At 73.8% G+C, this 16,689-nt stretch carries 17 protein-coding genes; 12 read left to right on the forward strand and 5 right to left on the reverse strand.

Annotation, left to right across the window (positions count from 1 at the left end; translation table 11 throughout):
- Positions 1-51: 51 nt before the first annotated feature.
- The 5 genes from ACIG5E_RS05965 (at position 52) to ACIG5E_RS05985 (ending at position 4,245) form a co-directional block, all read left to right on the forward strand.
- A complete protein-coding gene (locus ACIG5E_RS05965) occupies positions 52-1,248 on the forward strand; it encodes an acetoin utilization protein AcuC (protein ID WP_396531762.1) in 1,197 nt (398 codons plus the stop codon).
- A gap of 226 nt (positions 1,249-1,474) precedes the next feature.
- Positions 1,475-1,684 carry a helix-turn-helix domain-containing protein gene (locus tag ACIG5E_RS05970; RefSeq protein ID WP_045699258.1) on the forward strand — a complete coding sequence of 70 codons (210 nt, stop codon included), beginning with the start codon at positions 1,475-1,477 and terminating at the stop codon, positions 1,682-1,684.
- A 192-nt stretch (positions 1,685-1,876) separates the two neighbouring features.
- A complete protein-coding gene (locus tag ACIG5E_RS05975; protein WP_003948845.1) occupies positions 1,877-1,975 on the forward strand; it encodes a 30S ribosomal protein bS22 in 99 nt (32 codons plus the stop codon).
- A gap of 148 nt (positions 1,976-2,123) precedes the next feature.
- Positions 2,124-3,230 carry an NAD-dependent epimerase/dehydratase family protein gene (locus tag ACIG5E_RS05980; RefSeq protein ID WP_396531912.1) on the forward strand — a complete coding sequence of 369 codons (1,107 nt, stop codon included), beginning with the start codon at positions 2,124-2,126 and terminating at the stop codon, positions 3,228-3,230.
- A 7-nt stretch (positions 3,231-3,237) separates the two neighbouring features.
- Positions 3,238-4,245, forward strand: coding sequence for a lysophospholipid acyltransferase family protein (locus tag ACIG5E_RS05985; RefSeq protein WP_396531764.1), 1,008 nt, complete (start codon positions 3,238-3,240; stop codon positions 4,243-4,245).
- A gap of 120 nt (positions 4,246-4,365) precedes the next feature.
- Here the strand turns inward: ACIG5E_RS05985 and ACIG5E_RS05990 are convergent, their stop codons facing one another.
- From ACIG5E_RS05990 to ACIG5E_RS06000, 3 genes are all read right to left on the reverse strand, one after another.
- A complete protein-coding gene (locus ACIG5E_RS05990; protein WP_396531766.1) occupies positions 4,366-5,664 on the reverse strand; it encodes a DUF5667 domain-containing protein in 1,299 nt (432 codons plus the stop codon).
- Between the two features lie 288 nt (positions 5,665-5,952).
- The gene (locus tag ACIG5E_RS05995) at positions 5,953-6,726 is read right to left on the reverse strand and encodes an ECF subfamily RNA polymerase sigma factor, BldN family (protein ID WP_396531914.1); all 774 of its coding nucleotides are present in this window, start codon (positions 6,724-6,726) and stop codon (positions 5,953-5,955) included.
- 629 nt (positions 6,727-7,355) lie between these two features.
- On the reverse strand, positions 7,356-8,393 hold the full coding sequence (locus ACIG5E_RS06000) for an HAD family hydrolase (protein ID WP_396531767.1): 1,038 nt from the start codon (positions 8,391-8,393) through the stop codon (positions 7,356-7,358).
- A gap of 105 nt (positions 8,394-8,498) precedes the next feature.
- Between ACIG5E_RS06000 and ACIG5E_RS06005 the strand changes: the two genes are divergently transcribed.
- From ACIG5E_RS06005 to hemB, 7 genes are all read left to right on the forward strand, one after another.
- Positions 8,499-8,774 carry a glutaredoxin family protein gene (locus ACIG5E_RS06005; RefSeq protein ID WP_396531768.1) on the forward strand — a complete coding sequence of 92 codons (276 nt, stop codon included), beginning with the start codon at positions 8,499-8,501 and terminating at the stop codon, positions 8,772-8,774.
- Positions 8,775-8,936: 162 nt separating this feature from the next.
- Positions 8,937-9,683 (forward strand): exonuclease domain-containing protein, encoded by a 747-nt coding sequence (locus ACIG5E_RS06010; protein ID WP_396531770.1) that lies wholly within the window; start codon positions 8,937-8,939, stop codon positions 9,681-9,683.
- 101 nt (positions 9,684-9,784) lie between these two features.
- On the forward strand, positions 9,785-10,690 hold the full coding sequence (locus tag ACIG5E_RS06015; protein ID WP_396531772.1) for a redox-sensing transcriptional repressor Rex: 906 nt from the start codon (positions 9,785-9,787) through the stop codon (positions 10,688-10,690).
- 25 nt (positions 10,691-10,715) lie between these two features.
- On the forward strand, positions 10,716-12,056 hold the full coding sequence (locus tag ACIG5E_RS06020) for a glutamyl-tRNA reductase (protein WP_396531774.1): 1,341 nt from the start codon (positions 10,716-10,718) through the stop codon (positions 12,054-12,056).
- 41 nt (positions 12,057-12,097) lie between these two features.
- Positions 12,098-13,102: a hydroxymethylbilane synthase gene (gene hemC / locus ACIG5E_RS06025; protein ID WP_396531776.1), complete on the forward strand. Its 1,005-nt coding sequence runs from the start codon at positions 12,098-12,100 to the stop codon at positions 13,100-13,102.
- Positions 13,099-14,745 carry a uroporphyrinogen-III synthase gene (locus ACIG5E_RS06030; RefSeq protein ID WP_396531778.1) on the forward strand — a complete coding sequence of 549 codons (1,647 nt, stop codon included), beginning with the start codon at positions 13,099-13,101 and terminating at the stop codon, positions 14,743-14,745. The genes hemC and ACIG5E_RS06030 overlap by 4 nt, the downstream gene beginning before the upstream one ends.
- Before the next feature lie 92 nt (positions 14,746-14,837).
- A complete protein-coding gene (hemB, locus tag ACIG5E_RS06035; protein WP_396531780.1) occupies positions 14,838-15,824 on the forward strand; it encodes a porphobilinogen synthase in 987 nt (328 codons plus the stop codon).
- Between the two features lie 89 nt (positions 15,825-15,913).
- Here the strand turns inward: hemB and ACIG5E_RS06040 are convergent, their stop codons facing one another.
- Together ACIG5E_RS06040 and ACIG5E_RS06045 are read right to left on the reverse strand one after the other, a co-directional pair.
- Positions 15,914-16,180 carry a hypothetical protein gene (locus ACIG5E_RS06040; RefSeq protein WP_396531782.1) on the reverse strand — a complete coding sequence of 89 codons (267 nt, stop codon included), beginning with the start codon at positions 16,178-16,180 and terminating at the stop codon, positions 15,914-15,916.
- Between the two features lie 127 nt (positions 16,181-16,307).
- Complete coding sequence (locus ACIG5E_RS06045; protein WP_396531784.1) at positions 16,308-16,655, reverse strand: rodlet layer protein; 348 nt, start codon at positions 16,653-16,655, stop codon at positions 16,308-16,310.
- Between the last annotated feature and the right edge of the window lie 34 nt (positions 16,656-16,689).

The raw sequence follows: 16,689 nt of genomic DNA on the forward strand, positions 1-16,689 counted from the left end.
CGGCGAGCCCTGACCGCCGCCTGTCCGCCCCCACCCACTACGGTGGAGGCCATGCCCGAAGCCGAGCGTGACACCCCCTGCGGCCTGCACCTCTTCTGGGACGAGGCCGTCACCGCCTACGACTTCGGCCCCGGCCACCCGATGGATCCGACCCGGCTGGCGCTCACCATGCGCCTGGTCGAGGCCCTCGGGCTGGCCGCCGGGCCCGGGGTGACCGTCCGTTCCGCGCCGGCCGCCGGGGAGTCCACCCTGCAACTGGTGCACACCCGGGAGTACGTCGAGGCGGTCAAGCACGCCGCCGCGCACCCCGAGCAGTCGGACCCCGGACACGGGCTCGGCACCGACGACAACTGGTCCTTCCCGGCCGTCCACTCGGCCTCCGCGCTGATCGCCGGTCAGTCGGTGGCCGCCGCCGAGGCGGTCTGGCGCGGCGAGACCCCGCACGCCGTCAACTTCGCCGGCGGACTGCACCACGCGATGCCCGGCAAGGCCTCCGGCTTCTGCATCTACAACGACCCGGCCCTCGCCATCGCCCGGCTGCTCGAACTCGGCGCCGAGCGGGTCGCCTACGTCGACGTGGACGTCCACCACGGCGACGGCGTCCAGGAGGCCTTCTGGAACGACCCCCGGGTGCTGACCGTCTCGCTGCACGAGCACCCGGCCACCCTCTTCCCGCAGACCGGCTGGCCCACCGAGACCGGCGGCCCGGACGCCCCCGGCTCCGCCGCCAACCTGCCGCTGCCGGCCGGCACCGGCGACGCCGGCTGGCTGCGGGCCTTCCACGCCCTGGTGCCCGAGCTGCTCGAAGCCTTCCGGCCGCAGGTCCTGGTCACCCAGCACGGCGCGGACACCCACCTGGAGGACCCGCTCGCCCACCTCGCCGTCACCGTGGACGCCCAGCGGCTGATCGCCGAGGAGCTGCACGAGTTGGCCCACCGGCACGCCGGCGGCCGCTGGGTGGCCACCGGTGGCGGCGGCTACGCGGTGGTGGACGTCGTCCCGCGCACCTGGACCCACCTGGTCGCCACCGCCGCCGGCCGGCCCGTCGACCCGGCCACCGAGACCCCCGAGGCCTGGCGGGCCGAGGTCTACCGCCGCACCCGCCGCCCCGCCCCGCTGCGGATGACCGACGGCGCGCGCCCGGCCTGGCGCGACTTCGACTCGGGTTACGATCCGGCGGACCGACTCGATCAGGCCATCCTCGCCGGCCGCCGCGCGGTGTTCCCCCACCACGGTCTGCTGGCCTGAATCCGCCACCCCGGCCGCGCGCCCGCCGGGCGGGGCGTACGCCCACTGGTGCGATCCGCCGAGTGACTACGTACTGCAACAGTCCTATCTCTCACCGTACGAGGACTGCATCTACCCTCTTCCCACTGGTACCACCCATAACTACTCTGGGGATACACGTGTGCCGGTGGAGTCACCGGAGGGGAAGCCGGTGCCTTGCACACGGGTTAAGGGTCGGGTGATGGTCATGAGTTCCGTCGAGCGCCCCCTGCAGGAAGTCGTCTTCCTGACCGTGGCCGAGGTCGCCGCGGTCATGCGGGTGTCCAAGATGACGGTGTACCGGTTGGTGCACAGCGGAGAGCTGCCGGCCATCCGGGTCGGACGGTCCTTCCGGGTGCCCCAGCAGGCGGTGCACGAGTACCTCAAGGAGTCGTACGTACGGCTCGAGAGCGCGTAGCCGACAGGCCGGGCGGGGGCGGGTCCGCAGCCGTGGACACGCCCCCGTTCGCCCCGGATTTCCCGGGAGTTTCCCGGCTGCCGGGAGTGCGATTTACAGCCCCGGCCACGCGGACGGTAGGCTAGGCCCTCACGTCAGTCGTATGGACTCCGTCTCTCACGGACGAGAGTCTCAGTGAGCGAGGGTTGTTCCGTGGGCTCTGTCATCAAGAAGCGTCGCAAGCGTATGGCCAAGAAGAAGCACCGCAAGCTTCTCAAGCGCACCCGCGTTCAGCGTCGCAACAAGAAGTAAGCGCCCCCGGCCGCGCCCAGCGCGCCCAGCGCTTCCACCGCCCGCTCAGGCTTCGTGCCTGGGCGGGCGGTGTCGTTTCACGGCCCGGTGGGGCGGCGCGGTACGGTGCACGCAGGCCGCTCGGGTCGAGGGAATGGGGTGCAGCACCGTGGGCGTGGTCGTGCTCGTCACCGGCGTGGCACGCCATCTCGGTGCCCGCTTCGCCGCCGAGGTCCGTAGCCGGCCGGGGGTGGACCGGGTCGTCGGCGTGGACGTGCAGCCGCCGCGGCTGCCGGTCGAGGAGCCGGACGGCCCGGCCGCGCCGTACACCTTCCACCAGCTCGACCTGCGCCGCCCGGCGGTCTCCCGGGTGATCGCCGAGCACCGGGTGGACACCGTGGTGCACCTCAGCGTCAGCGCCACCGGCCTGGGCTCCACCAACCGCTCCGCGGTGAAGGAGTCCAACGTCATCGGCACCATGCAGCTGCTCGGCGCCTGCCAGAAGGCCCCCGGGGTGCGCCGGCTGGTGGTGAAGTCCACCACCGGCGTCTACGGCTCCGCGCCCCGCGACCCGGCGGTGTTCAGCGAACGGATCCAGCCGAAGGACCCGCCCGGCGGCGGCTTCGCCAAGGACGCGGCCGAGGTCGAGGGCTACGTGCGCGGCTTCGCCCGACGCCGCCCGGACGTCGCCGTGACGGTGCTGCGCTTCGCCAACATCGTCGGCCCGGGCGCGGACACCCCGCTCAGCGAGTACTTCGCGCTACCGGTGCTGCCGACCGTGCTCGGCTACGACCCCAGGCTGCAGTTCGTGCACGAGGACGACGCGGTCGCGGTGCTCTGCCGGGCCGTCGACGAGCCCGAGCCGGGCACCGTCAACACCGGCACCTTCAACGTGGCGGGCGAGGGCGTGCTGCTGCTCTCCCAGTGCGCCCGCCGGCTCGGCCGCCCCACCCTGCCGCTGCTGCTGCCCGCGATCAGCTGGATGGCCGTGCTGGCGCGGCAGACCCGGCTGGTGGACGTCTCGCCGGAGCAGCTGCGGCTGCTCACCCACGGCCGGGTGGTGGACACCACCCGGTTGCGGGAGGTGTTCGGCTACCGTCCGGCGTTCAGCACTCCGGAGGCCTTCGCCGACTTCGCCGCCGCCCAGGGCCCCGGCCTGCTGCCGCCCGAGCGGCTGGCCGCCGTCACCGACCGGCTGGCCGCCCTGCTCGACCCGGAAGCCCCGGCCGCCGTACCCGACGCCGTACCGAACCGCCCCCACCGCCCGAGGAGCTGAACCCGCGATGAGTGCCGCCGCCGAGAACGCGCCGGGTGAGGCCAAGGTCATCCCGATCGAGTCCGCCCCCAGCTGGAGTTCGCCCGAGGGCCCCGGCCTGGCCGACCGGCTCGCCGGAGCCGTCGGCGGGGCGCTGTCCGGGCAGCTCGGCCCGGCGGCCACCCGGCTGTTCGGAAAGGGCTGGGAGGGCCGGGCCACCGAGGGACTGGCCTTCCTGCGCCGGCGGATCACCGGCGACTACGAGGTGGACGAGTTCGGCTTCGACCGGGAGCTCACCGAGGAGGTGCTGCTCTCGCTGCTGCGCCCGCTGGCCGAGAAGTACTTCCGGATCGACGTCCAGGGGATCGAGAACATCCCGGCCGAGGGCGGCGCGCTGATCGTCGCCAACCACTCCGGCACCCTCCCGCTGGACGCCCTGATGACCCAGGTGGTCATCCACGACCACCACCCGCACCACCGGCACCTGCGGATGCTCGCCGCAGACCTGGTCTTCGTGCTGCCGGGCGTCAACGAACTGGCCCGCAAGGCCGGCCACACCCTGGCCTGCAACGAGGACGCCCAGGCACTGCTGGAGCGCGGCGAGGTGGTCGGGGTCTGGCCGGAGGGCTTCAAGGGCATCGGCAAGCCGTTCTCCGAGCGCTACAAGCTCCAGCGCTTCGGCCGCGGCGGCTTCGTCTCCTCGGCGCTGCGGGCGAAGGTGCCGATCGTGCCCTGCTCGATCGTCGGGGCGGAGGAGACCTACCCGATGATCGGCAACGTCAAGACGCTGGCCCGGCTGCTCGGCCTGCCGTACGTGCCGATCACGCCGACCTTCCCGTGGCTGGGGCCGCTCGGGATGCTGCCGCTGCCGACCAAGTGGACGATCCGCTTCGGCGAGCCGATCGCCACCGACGGCTACCCGGCGGAGGCGGCGGACGACCCGATGCTGGTCTTCGACCTGGCCGACGAGGTGCGCGAGACCATCCAGCACACCCTGTACCAGCTGCTGGTGCAGCGGCGTTCGGTGTTCTTCTGACCTGATCTGACCTGATCTGACCCGATGCGGCTCGACGTGCGCCGACGTGCGCCGTCGTGCTCCGACGTGACGGTGCCCCGGCGGAGCGCACTCCGCCGGGGCACCGTCACACCGCGTCGCTCAGCTGCCGCCGAGGATCCGCAGCCCGGGCAGCAGGCCCGGGATCAGCGGGGGCACGTCCACCCCCTGCTGGGCGGCCGTCGGCGCGCTGGGCAGGCCGGACGGCTGCTGCGGCACCTGCGGCGGGGCCGCGTCGGCGCTCGGCGAGGGCTTGCCCGCGCCGGAGAGCCCGCCGGTGAGGTCGCCGACCAGCCCGTTGACCGCGTCCGGGGCACCGCTGGGCAGGGCGCCCGGCAGGCCGCCGCCCTTGGCCCCGCTGCCGGCCGTGCTGCCGGTGCCGGGGTCGGCCGGGGCGTGGTCGGTGCCGGGGCGGTTGCCGGCGCTGCCCTGGGACTGCCCGGAGCCGGGTGCGGCGCCGGAGCCGTTCGCGCCGGAGCCGGCTGGGGATCCGCCGGTCGAGGAGGACGAGTCGTCGCCCGCTCCGGTGCCGGCCGGACCACCGCTCTTGGCGGGGGGCTGGGCCAGGCGCAGGGGCGCGACGTCCTCGCTTATGTCGTCGAAGAGCTGGTCCACCAGGTGCGCCTGCTCGGTCAGTTGGACCGGCAGCCGACCCTGCAGCTCGCTCCAGCGGCCGTCCTCGTCGTGGGCGAAGCCGGCCAGCGCGCGCATCGGGTCCAGCGAGCCGTTGCTGCGGTAGACCGAGCGCAGCAGGTCGCGGCCCTTGAGGGCGTCGGCGTGCATGTCGTCCAGCGCCCGGCGGAGCCGGTCGACGGTGGCCGGGCTGAGCCCGGTGGTCGAACCGGTCTGGCCGACCAGGGCGTTGGCCTCGCCGAGCCGGGTGGCGGCGTTGCCGAGCAGCAGCTCGCCGCGTTCCGAGTCGGAGTCCGCGAGGTCCAGTCGGAGCCCTTCGAGGCCGCGCTTCATGCCGTACAGCGTGTCCCCGGGGAGGGCGCTGGAACTCGCGGCGGCGGCCCCGGCCAGGCTGCCGACGGCCAGCCCGGCGACCAGCCCGCCGATCGCGAAGCGGCGGCTCCACCGGCCGCGCGGCGCCGTCCGGATGGCCCGGTGGCGGCGCTGGCGGGGCACCGCGGCGCCCGGCCCGCCCGCGAAGGCCTGCTCGAACGCGGCCATCAGCTGGGCTCGTTGGACTGTCCGGACCTCCTGCTCCAGGGCTGGTCCGGGCAGTGCCCCCAGTGCGTCGGCCAGGCCGACCAGTTCGGCCATCGCGACCGAACCCGCCTCGGCGGAAGCGGCGTTGGCCGATTCGGCGTTGGCCGCGCGGCGTTGCTCCGCCTGGTGGGCCTCCAGCGCCTCGGCGAAGGCCTTCGCCCGCCGGTGCTCCAGCACGTTTGCCGTCACGGGCCACACCTCCCTTCGTCGTTGTCGACACCCCGGCCTGCCGGACGGTTGCCCCGGCGGGCCAAAGCCACTCCATCGGGTGACAGGTCGCAATTCGGCTTGACCGTACGCCTGGTGGGGGCTTGCATGCTGGCCAACGAGCGGTGCGGGCGGTCGGTTACGCACGACTGATCATCGGACCGACCGTTCACCCGGACGTGTCGGTCGGGTACGAGTGGTGACGGGCTCTCGGGCCGTCGCCGGACCAGGGCCCGTCCGGGCCCTATCGCCCCCTTGGTCACCGCCGCCTCACCGCGCGTCGGGCGGGAGGAGCCGGGCCAGGGTGCGGACGGCGCGGTACTGGAGGGTCTTGATCGCGCCCTCGTTCTTGCCCATGATCCGCGCCGTCTCGGCCACCGAGAGCCCCTGCAGGAAGCGCAGCGTCACGCACTCCTGCTGCTGCGGGTTGAGCCGGCGCACGGCCTCCAGCAGGGCGGCGTTGGAGAGCGACTCCAGTACCGACTCCTCCGGGCTGCGCTCGCACTCGTTGGAGTCGAGCATCTCGCCGGTGGTGACCTCCAGCCGGAACCGGCTGGACTTGAAGTGGTCGGCGACCAGGTTGCGGGCGATGGTGACCAGCCAGGCGCCGAAGTCCCGGCCCTGCCAGGTGAAGGTGCCGATCCGGCGCAGCGCGCGCAGGAAGGTCTCGCTGGTGAGGTCCTCGGCGGTGGCCCGGCTGCCGACCCGGTAGTAGATGTAGCGGTAGACGGTGTCCGCGTAGTGGTCGTAGAGCCGGCCGAAGGCCTCGCTCTCGCCCGCCTGGGCCCGCTCGACCAGCTCCATGATCGGGTTGTGCTCGGTCTCGTAGCCGGGGCTCGGCGCGGTGCGGGCGCGGCTGCGGCCGACGCCGGTGCTGCCGGTGCGGCCGCGCGAGCCGGTGCCGGTGGATCCGGCGGCGGTGGTGCGCAGCGCCACGCCGGGGCCGTGCTGGTGGCCGAACGGCACGCCAGCGGGCACGAGTTGGGGCGAGGCGGCGAGCTGGCTGCGGAGCAGGGTGCGCAGCAGGTCCAGGCCGGCGGAGATCTGCCGCTCGGCGGCCGGGCGGCCGCGGAGGCCGGTGCGGGGGCGCAGGGGCGCGGACGACGGGCGGGAGGGTGCAGGCGCGTCGTTCCGGACGGGTGGGTACACGGGACTCCCAGAGGCAGAACTGTGGACGGATCACCTCCGCCTGCGCGGAGAGCACTCCCCATGGCACCCGTTCGAGCGGGATGCATGGGTGACGTGCATCCAGGAGAGAATAACGCTTTGTGCAATGACAGCTACACCGTGTGGTCGAAGTGGTCGTTTGGGATCCATTTGTTGTGCATATTCGGCCGACACTGACCGGGGATGTCATCGTTCATCCGGCTCAACGTGACCGTTCGGGCGCCCAGGGTGACCAATTCGGCGGCACTGCGGGCGGTTTCCCAGCCTTGGGACCCGGCAACCCCCGACTTTCCGGGCCTGGCGAACGATCAGAACCGGTCACCGGGTGGCAGGTTCGTACATCGGGTGCGGACGGCCCTGTGGCAACGGGGAGTTCGCTCGTACGAGGGGCCAGGTCAGACCCATGATTGACGCCCCCTCACCCGTCCGGGGGAGGGGCGGAAACGCTTCGCCGCAGGGGAGTCGGGCCGGTGTCCGGCCGGAGTCGGGCCCGCCTCGGGCGTGGCTCAGCCGTGTCGGCGACGGCGCTGCAGCGCCACCGCCGCCGCCGTCGCACCGGCCGCCACCCCGAGCGCGGCCGCCGCCGGCAGCCCCACCCGGGCCGCCTTGCGCCCGGTCCGGAAGTCGCGCACCCGCCAGCCCTGCGCCCGGGCGTGCCGCCGCAGCGCGCCGTCCGGGTTCACCACGTACGGGTGGCCGACCAGCGAGAGCATCGGGATGTCGTTGGCCGAGTCGCTGTACGCGGCGCAGCGGTCGAGGTCCAGCCGCTCCCGCCGGGCCAGCGCGTGCACCGCGGCGGCCTTGGCCGGGCCGTGCAGCAGGTCGCCGACCAGCCGCCCGGTGTAGTGGCCGTCCCGGGCCTCGGCGACGGTGCCGAGCGCGCCGGTCATGCCGAGTCGGCGGGCGATGATCCGGGCCACCTCCAGCGGGGCGGCGGTCACCAGCCAGACCCGCTGGCCGGCGTCCAGGTGCATCTGGACCAGTGCGCGGGTGCCAGGCCAGATCTTGTCGGCGACGACCTGCTCGAAGACCTCCTCGCAGATCACCTCCAGGTCGGCGGTGCGCTTTCCCGCGACGATGCCGAGGGCGGTGTTGCGGGCGTCCGAGATGTGGTCCGGGTCCTCCGTGCCGTGCAGCCGGAACATGGCCTGCTGCCAGGCGAAGCGGGCGATGTCGCGGCGGGTGAGGAAGCCGTGGCGGTAGAGGCCGACGCCGAGGTAGAAGATCGCCGCGCCGCGCAGGATGGTGTTGTCGCAGTCGAAGAAGGCGGCGGCGCGGGGGTCGTCCCGGTCGGGGGTGTGGTTCCCGGCCGGCGCCTTGGGGGCCTTCCCGGGCTTGCCCGCCGCGGGGGCCCCGGTCGCCGTGCCCACTGCCGCCGTCGCCTCGGGCCCGGGGGCACCCGCCTCGGGGGCGTTCGTCGCGAGGGGGGACAGCGGCTCGGCGCGCAGCGCGGCCTCGGCGGCCGCGGCGGCGGCCTCGCCCGCCAGGGCGCTCCGCTCGGTGGTGGAGCGCCTCGCCTGGGTGAGCCTTCGGAGCACGGCCATGTCATCGAGCATATCCAGCCGGGCGGGGAGTGGCCGTGACGGAGCGGTGCCCGTGCGGTGAACAGCTCCCCGGAGGCGATCGGGCGGGTGGCGCACAATGCTGGGGTGAGCCCACTGCTGCGACGTAAGAGCCCCGAGCCGGCGGACCGTACCGTGACCCTGGTCGGCAAGCCCGGCTGCCACCTGTGCGACGAGGCCCGGGAGGTGATCGTCCGGGTGGCGGCGGAGCTGGGCGCGACCTTCGAGGAGAAGGACATCACCCAGGACGAGGAGCTGTACCGCCGGTACTGGGAGCAGATTCCGGTCACCCTGATCGACGGCCGCCAGCACGACTTCTGGCGGGTCGACGAGAGCCGCCTGCGCAAGGCACTGGGCGTCTGAGGAGCCGTTCGTCCGTGTGCCACGCCCCCGCCGACCGGCGGGGGCGGTTCGCCGAATCGTTGCCAAAGACACTCCGTTTCGGCGTGGGGCGGGGCGCACCGGTCGGCTTACGATCGAACGCGTTTGCGCCCGTGGGGGGCTGAGCACACGAGGAGTGCCGCCATGCTTCCCCGCCCGATCCCCGCGACGTCCGAAGCCCTGCCCGGTGGCCGGGGCTTCGCCGTGGTGGACGTCGAGGCGACCGGCCGCAGCCCGTGGCGGCACCGGGTGGTCGAGGTGGCGGTGGTGCTGCTGAACGAGCGGCTCTGCCCCGAGGGCGAGTTCGCCACCCTGCTGGATCCGCTGGGCCCGGTCGGCCCGACCCATGTGCACCGGATACGCCAGGCGGACGTCGAGGGCGCCCCGCGGTTCCGGGAGATCGCTCCGCGGCTGCTGGAGCTGCTGGCCGGCCGGGTGCTGGTCGGCCATCACGTCAGCTGCGACCACGCCTTCCTGGACCGTGAGTTCGCCCGGATCGGGGTGCCGCTGCCGCCCGTCCCGCTGCTGTGCACGATGCGGCTGGCCCGCGCCCACCTGCCGGAGGTCCGCGGCTACGGCCTGGCGGCCTGCGCGGAGGCGGCCGGTCTGGGCTGGTACCCGGCGCACACCGCGCTGGGCGACGCCCGGGTGACCGCCGAGCTGCTGCGGCACTGCGTGGGCGCCCCGTCCTGTCCACCGGACGACTGGGCCGGCCCGCTGCGCGAGGCCGCCCGGGTGCCGTGGCCGAGGCTGGGCCGGGCCCGCTCCCGTCCGTCCGGAGGCTCCGTCCCGCTGCTGCGCCGGGAGGCGCCGTACGGCCCCTGGCTACCCGGTTCCGCGGCCCCGGAGCTCGTCCTGGCACAGGCCGGTGCTATGTGTTCGACGGCGTGATGCGCATCACTGTGCGGGGACAAATCGGACACCATCTTTGTGCACACGTTCACAAACGCTTAGCCTGGCTGCCAAAGCCCAGCTTCACCCACAGGAGCACCGTGGCAATCGGCCGATCACCACAGAGCAGTTCGCAGACGCCTGACCAGGGCGCCGCGCGCCGACCCTCGCGTGCCCGGGGCATCCCGGAGGCGACCGTCGCCCGGCTCCCCCTCTACCTGCGGGCCCTCACCGCACTCTCCGAGCGCTCGGTGCCGACGGTCTCCTCCGAGGAGCTGGCCGCCGCGGCCGGTGTGAACTCGGCCAAGCTGCGCAAGGACTTCTCCTACCTCGGCTCCTACGGCACCCGCGGCGTCGGCTACGACGTCGAGTACCTCGTCTACCAGATCTCCCGCGAGCTCGGCCTGACCCAGGACTGGCCGGTCGTCATCGTCGGCATCGGGAACCTCGGCCACGCCCTCGCCAACTACGGCGGCTTCGCCTCCCGCGGCTTCCGGGTCGCCGCCCTGTTGGACGCCGACCCGAACGTGGTCGGTTCCACCGCGGCCGGACTCCCGGTGCGCCACATGGACGAGCTGGAGTCGATCGTCGAGAGCCAGCACGTCTCGATCGGTGTGATCACCACCCCGCCCGGTGCCGCCCAGCAGGTTTGCGACCGGCTGGTCGAGGCAGGCGTTACGAGCATCCTGAACTTCGCCCCGACCGTGCTGACCGTCCCGGACGGCGTGGACGTGCGCAAGGTGGACCTCTCCATCGAGCTGCAGATCCTCGCCTTCCACGAGCAGCGCAAGGCCGGGGAGGAGCCCGACCGCACCGAGTCGGTGCTGGACCGCGCCCCCGGCCCGGTCCGAGCGGCCGCGGCCAAGCTGCGCCGGGCGGCCGGCGGCAACGGCAAGAGCCGCGGCGGCGTCGAGCCGACGGCCAAGGACCAGGCGGCCGAGCAGGCCACCAAGGGCAAGACCGCCAAGGGCGGCGAGGGCGAGCTGTCCGCGGTGATGCCGGCATGAACACCGAGAGCTGTGGGGGGCGGGCATGAGTCTTCTCGTCGTCGGACTGAGCCACCGGACGGCACCGGTCGGCGTGCTGGAGCGCGCCGCGCTGACCGGTGAGGTCCCGACCCGGCTGCTGCACGACGCGGCCGCGTCCTCGACCGTCGCCGAAGCCGCCCTGCTCAACACCTGCAACCGGATCGAGCTGTACGCGGACGTGGACAAGTTCCACGCCGGCGTCGCCGAGCTGTCGCTGCTGCTGGCCCACCACAGCGGGGTGGACCTGGAGGAGCTGACCTCCCACCTGTACGTCCATTACGAGGACCGCGCCGTCCACCACCTGTTCTCGGTGGCCTGCGGCCTGGACTCGATGGTGGTCGGCGAGGGCCAGATCCTCGGCCAGCTGCGCGACGCGCTGGCCAAGGCCCAGGACGAGCACACCGCCGGGCGCGGCCTGAACGAGCTGTTCCAGCAGGCCCTGCGGGTCGGCAAGCGGGCGCACAGCGAGACCGGCATCGACAAGGCCGGCCAGTCACTGGTCACCTTCGGCCTGGAGCAGGTCGCCGCGGGCGCCGGCGAGATCGCCGGCAAGCGCGCGCTGGTGGTCGGGGCCGGCTCGATGAGCTCGCTGGCCGCCGCCACCCTGGTCCGCTCCGGCGTCACCGACCTGCTGATCGCCAACCGGACCCCGGCCCGCGCCGAGCGCCTGGTGGAGATCCTCGGCCCGGACGTGGCCCGCACCCTGGACCTCGCCAAGGTGCCGGACGCACTGGCCGACGTCGACCTGGTGATCTCCTGCACCGGCGCGGCCGGCGTGGTGGTCCGGGCCGAGGACGTGGCCGCCGCGGTCGCCGTCCGCACGTCGGACCAGCCGCTGGCCCTGCTCGACCTCGCCATGCCGCGCGACGTCGACCACGCCGTGCACGAGCTCGACGGCGCCCTGCTGGTCGACCTGGAGAGCCTCTCCCACGCGCACGCCGCCAGCCCCGGCGCCGGCGACGTCGACGAGGTCACCCGGATCGTCTCCGACGAGGTGACCGCCTTCGGCGCCGCCCAGCGGGCCGCCCGGATCGCGCCGACCGTGGTCGCGCTGCGGGCGATGGCCTCCGACGTGGTCGCCGCCGAACTGGGCCGGCTGGGCTCCCGGCTGCCCGACCTCGACGAGCGCTCCCGCGCCGAGATCACCCAGACCGTCCGTCGCGTCGTCGACAAGCTGCTGCACGCCCCGACCGTCCGGGTGAAGCAGCTGGCCGCCGAGCCCGGCGGCGCCTCCTACGCGGACGCCCTGCGCGAGCTGTTCGACCTCGACCCGGCGGCCGTGCACGCCGTGTCGGGCACGCCCGTCGGCGGCCGGCCCCAGCCTTCGGGCGGGGGCACCAGATGAACCGTCAGCCATCCCACGAGTACCACCGGGACGATCACCTCATGAATGGTCAACCGCTCACCGAGCAGGCTCCGCCCGCCGCCCTGCGGCTCGGCACCCGGCGCAGCGCGCTCGCCATGGCCCAGTCGGGCATGGTCGCCCGCGAGGTGACCAGGCTCACCGGCCGCCCCGTCGAGCTGGTCGAGATCACCACCTACGGCGACACCTCCCGGGAGGCGCTCGCGCAGATCGGCGGCACCGGCGTGTTCGTCTCCGCGCTGCGGGACGCCCTGCTGGAGGGCCGGATCGACTTCGCCGTGCACTCGCTCAAGGACCTGCCCACCGCCGCGCCCGAGGGTCTGACGCTGGCCGCCGTCCCCGAGCGCGAGGACGCCCGGGACGCCCTGGTCGCGGCCGAGGGCCTGACCCTGGACGAGCTGGTGGAGAAGCTGGCCGGCGCCGGCCGCCCGGCCCGGATCGGCACCGGCTCGCCGCGCCGGATGGCCCAGCTGAACGCCTGGGCCCGTGCCCGCGGGGCGCAGCTGGAGACCGTCGCGATCCGCGGCAACGTGGACACCCGGATCGGCTACGTGGCCGATGGCGAGCTGGACGCCGTGGTGCTGGCCACGGCCGGCCTCAACCGGCTCGGCCGCGGCGCCGAGATCTCGCAGCACCTCGACCCCGAGCTGATGATCCCGGCCCCCGGCCAGGGCGCGCTCGCGATCGAGTGCGCCACCGCCGACGCCGAGCTGACCGTCGCGCTCGCCGCGCTGGACCACGCCCCCACCAGGGTCGCAGTGGCCGCCGAGCGCGCCCTGCTGGCCACCCTGGAGGCCGGTTGCTCGGCTCCGGTGGCCGCACTGGCCACCTGGGGCCGGGAGAACGAACTGCAGCTGGACGGTGTGGTCGGAGACCCCGACGGCGCCGCCCTGCTGAAGATGTCCGCCAACGGTCCGATCGTCCTCGACGAGACCGCCGAGCAGCAGGCGCGGGCCCTCGGCCACGCCCTGGCCGCCCGGCTGCTCGACGGGGGCGCGGCCACCCTGATGGGGGAGCGAGCCCGATGAGCCCCACCGCCGCCACCGACGCCCTGTTCCCGGCCGGCCAGCCCACCGGACGGTGCACCTTCCTGGGGGCGGGCCCGGGGGACCCGGGCCTGCTGACCCTGCGCGCGGTCGAGGTGCTGTCCTCGGCCGACATCCTGGTCGCCGACCCGCTGACCGCCGCGGCCGTGCGCACCCACTGCCCGGTCGGCGTGCAGGTGCACGCCCCGGTCGCCGAGGGCGCCGACTTCGACCTGGCCAAGCTGGTCGCCGAGGCGGTCCGGGCCGGCAAGCACGTGGTCCGCACCGTCGACGGTGACCCGGGCCTGGACGGCTGTGCCGCCGAGGAGATGCTCAGCTGCGCGGGCGACGGGATCCCCTTCGAGGTGATCCCGGGCGTCGCCCAGTCGGTCGGCGTCCCGGCGTACGCGGGCGTCCCGCTGCGCGGCGCGGCCGGCACCGACGTGCGCTTCGTGGACGGCGCCCAGCTGCTGTCCGGCGCCCCGGTCGACCTGGGCGCGCCGGAGACCACCCTGGTGGTGCGCACCACCCTGGGCCAGCTGCCGGCCACCGCCGGTGCGCTGGTCTCCAACGGCCGCAAGCCGGAGTCGGCGCTCAGCGCCACGCTGTCCGGCACCACCACCCGTCAGCGGACCTTCACCTCCACGCTGTCCACCATCGCGGCCGACCTCAAGGCCGCCCGGGTGCTGCCCTCGCCGGTGTCCGCCCCGGTGGACCCGGCGACCTCGGTGATAGCCGTGGTGGGCGAGCAGGTCGCCCACCGGGCCTCGCACTCGTGGTTCGAGACCAAGCCGCTGTTCGGCTGGAACGTCCTTGTGCCGCGCACCAAGGAGCAGGCCCACGGCCTGTCCGAGCAGCTGCGCTCGTACGGCGCGGTGCCGCAGGAGGTGCCGACCATCGCGGTCGAGCCGCCGCGCACCCCGCAGCAGATGGAGCGGGCCATCAAGGGCCTGGTCACCGGCCGGTACGAGTGGATCGCCTTCACCTCGGTGAACGCGGTGCGCGCCGTCCGGGAGAAGTTCGAGGAGTACGGCCTGGACGCCCGGGCGTTCGCCGGGATCAAGGTCGCGGCGGTCGGCGAGACCACCGCGCAGGCCCTGGTGGACTTCGGCGTGAAGCCGGACCTGGTGCCCTCCGGCGAGCAGTCCGCGGCCGGGCTGCTGGAGGACTGGCCGCCGTACGACCCGGTCTTCGACCCGATCGACCGGGTGCTGCTGCCGCGTGCCGACATCGCCACCGAGACCCTGGTGGCCGGCCTGGTCGAGCTGGGCTGGGAGGTCGACGACGTGACGGCGTACCGGACGGTGCGCGCCTCGCCGCCGCCGGCCGAGACCCGCGAGGCGATCAAGGGCGGCGGCTTCGACGCGGTGCTGTTCACCTCGTCCTCGACCGTCCGGAACCTGGTCGGCATCGCCGGCAAGCCGCACAACGTCACGGTCATCGCCTGCATCGGCCCGGCCACCGCCAAGACCGCCGAGGAGCACGGCCTGCGGGTCGACGTGATGGCCCCGGCGCCGTCGGCGGCCGCGCTGGCCCAGGCGCTGGCAGACTTCGGAGCCAAGCGCCGCGACACCGCGACGGCCGCGGGCGAGCCGGTCTACCGGCCCAGCGAGCGCCGTCCGGGGTCCCGCCGCAAGGCTCGCTGAGCCCCCTCAATTAACGTGGTGGGGCCAACTATGGTGCTGGGGGCGGCGGTTCGCCGCCTCCAGCACTGCACAACCGTTCGGAGAGAGAAGCCGTGTCCGCTGAATTCCCGTACGTTCGCCCCCGTCGTCTGCGGCAGAGCCCGGCGATGCGCCGGCTGGTCGCCGAGACCCGACTGCACCCGGCGGAGCTGATCCTGCCCGCCTTCGTCAGCGAGGGCATCGCCGAGCCGAGGCCGATCACCTCGATGCCGGGCGTGCTCCAGCACACCCGGGACAGCCTGCGGAAGGCCGCGGTGGAGGCCGCCGAGGCCGGCGTGGGCGGCATCATGCTGTTCGGCCTGCCCGAGGTGAAGGACGCCGTCGGCTCCGAGGGCACCAACCCGGACGGGATCCTGCAGCAGGCCATCCGCGACGTGGTCGCGGAGGTCGGCGACCGGCTGGTGGTGATGTCGGACCTCTGCCTGGACGAGTTCACCGACCACGGCCACTGCGGCGTGCTGGCCGAGGACGGCAGCGTGGACAACGACGCGACCCTGGCGCGCTACGCCGAGATGGCCGTGGTCCAGGCCGAGGCCGGCGTCCACATGGTCGGCCCGTCGGGGATGATGGACGGCCAGATCGCCGTCATCCGGAGGGCGCTGGACGAGGCCGGGTACCAGGACGTCAGCGTCCTCGCCTACACGGCCAAGTACGCCTCCGCGCTGTACGGCCCGTTCCGCGAGGCCGTCAACTCCTCGCTCAAGGGCGACCGCAAGACCTACCAGCAGGATCCGGCGAACGCCCGCGAGGCGCTGCGCGAGCTGGAGCTGGACCTCGCCGAGGGCGCGGACCTGGTGATGGTCAAGCCGGCCATGCTGTACCTGGACGTCCTGCGGCAGGTCGCCGACGCCTCGCCGGTGCCGGTGGCCGCGTACCAGATCTCCGGCGAGTACTCGATGGTGGAGGCCGCCGCCGCCAACGGCTGGATCGAGCGGGAGCGCACCATCCTGGAGACGCTCACCTCGATCCGCCGGGCCGGTGCCGAGCAGATCCTCACCTACTGGGCGGTCGAGGCCGCCCGGATGCTCAAGCAGCAGTAGGCGGTTACTCGCCCGCTCGCCTCTTGGCGGGTTACGGCGGACGGAAGGCCGGGTCCCCGCCCAGTGCGGGGCCCGGCCTTCCGGTTTCGCTACTTCCAGCCGTTGATGTGGGCGAAGCCGTCGCCGCCGCCGACCAGGTCGGTGGAGGTGGCAGCGCCGCCGACGGCGCCGCCCGCGACGATGTCCTTGGTGTGGGCGACGCCCCACTCCGCCCCGGCCAGGAACGGCTGGTCGGCGGTGGCGACGATGCCGCCGCCGCCCTCCAGGCCGACGTGCGCGAACGCCGGGGTGGCGGCACCCGCGAGCGCCAGCGCGGCGGTGGCGGTCAGGGCGGCCTTGGCCAGCTTGCTCTTCATGGATCTGCCCTCTCTGTGGGAGCGCCCCCGCGGGCGCTCTGCCTCTGACTCGTGATCACTCGGTCAAGCCCGGAGGGCCCGGGGAGACCTTCCTCCCCGGGCCCTCCGTCCGTGCCATGCCCCTTGATCAGCCGATCAGGTGCGAGACACCCGCGTCGCCCGAGGACTGGGTGTTCTGGCCGACGTTGCAGATCTGCTTCGGGGTGCTGTTCAGGACCGGTACCTCGATCGGCACCGCGAGGCCGAGCGCGGCGCCGACGGCGATGTTGTGGATCTCCGGCAGGCAGACGTTCGGGTTGTCCAGGGTGTGGAAGTTCGGGCTGCCGTTGCCGTGGGTGCCGGTCTGGTTGGTGCCGCCGTTGCCCTGGACGGAGGTGGCGGCGCCGTCCGAGTCGGCGATGGCGGAGGCCGAGCCCGCGGACATCGCGAGGGCGGCGGCGGCCAGGCCGGCGGCGGCGAGGGACTTCTTGATCATTTCCGGTTTTCCTCTCGGGGGTGAATCGGGGAGC

It is taken from the genome of Kitasatospora sp. NPDC053057, from assembly GCF_044546945.1.
Classification (GTDB): Bacteria; Actinomycetota; Actinomycetes; order Streptomycetales; family Streptomycetaceae; genus Kitasatospora.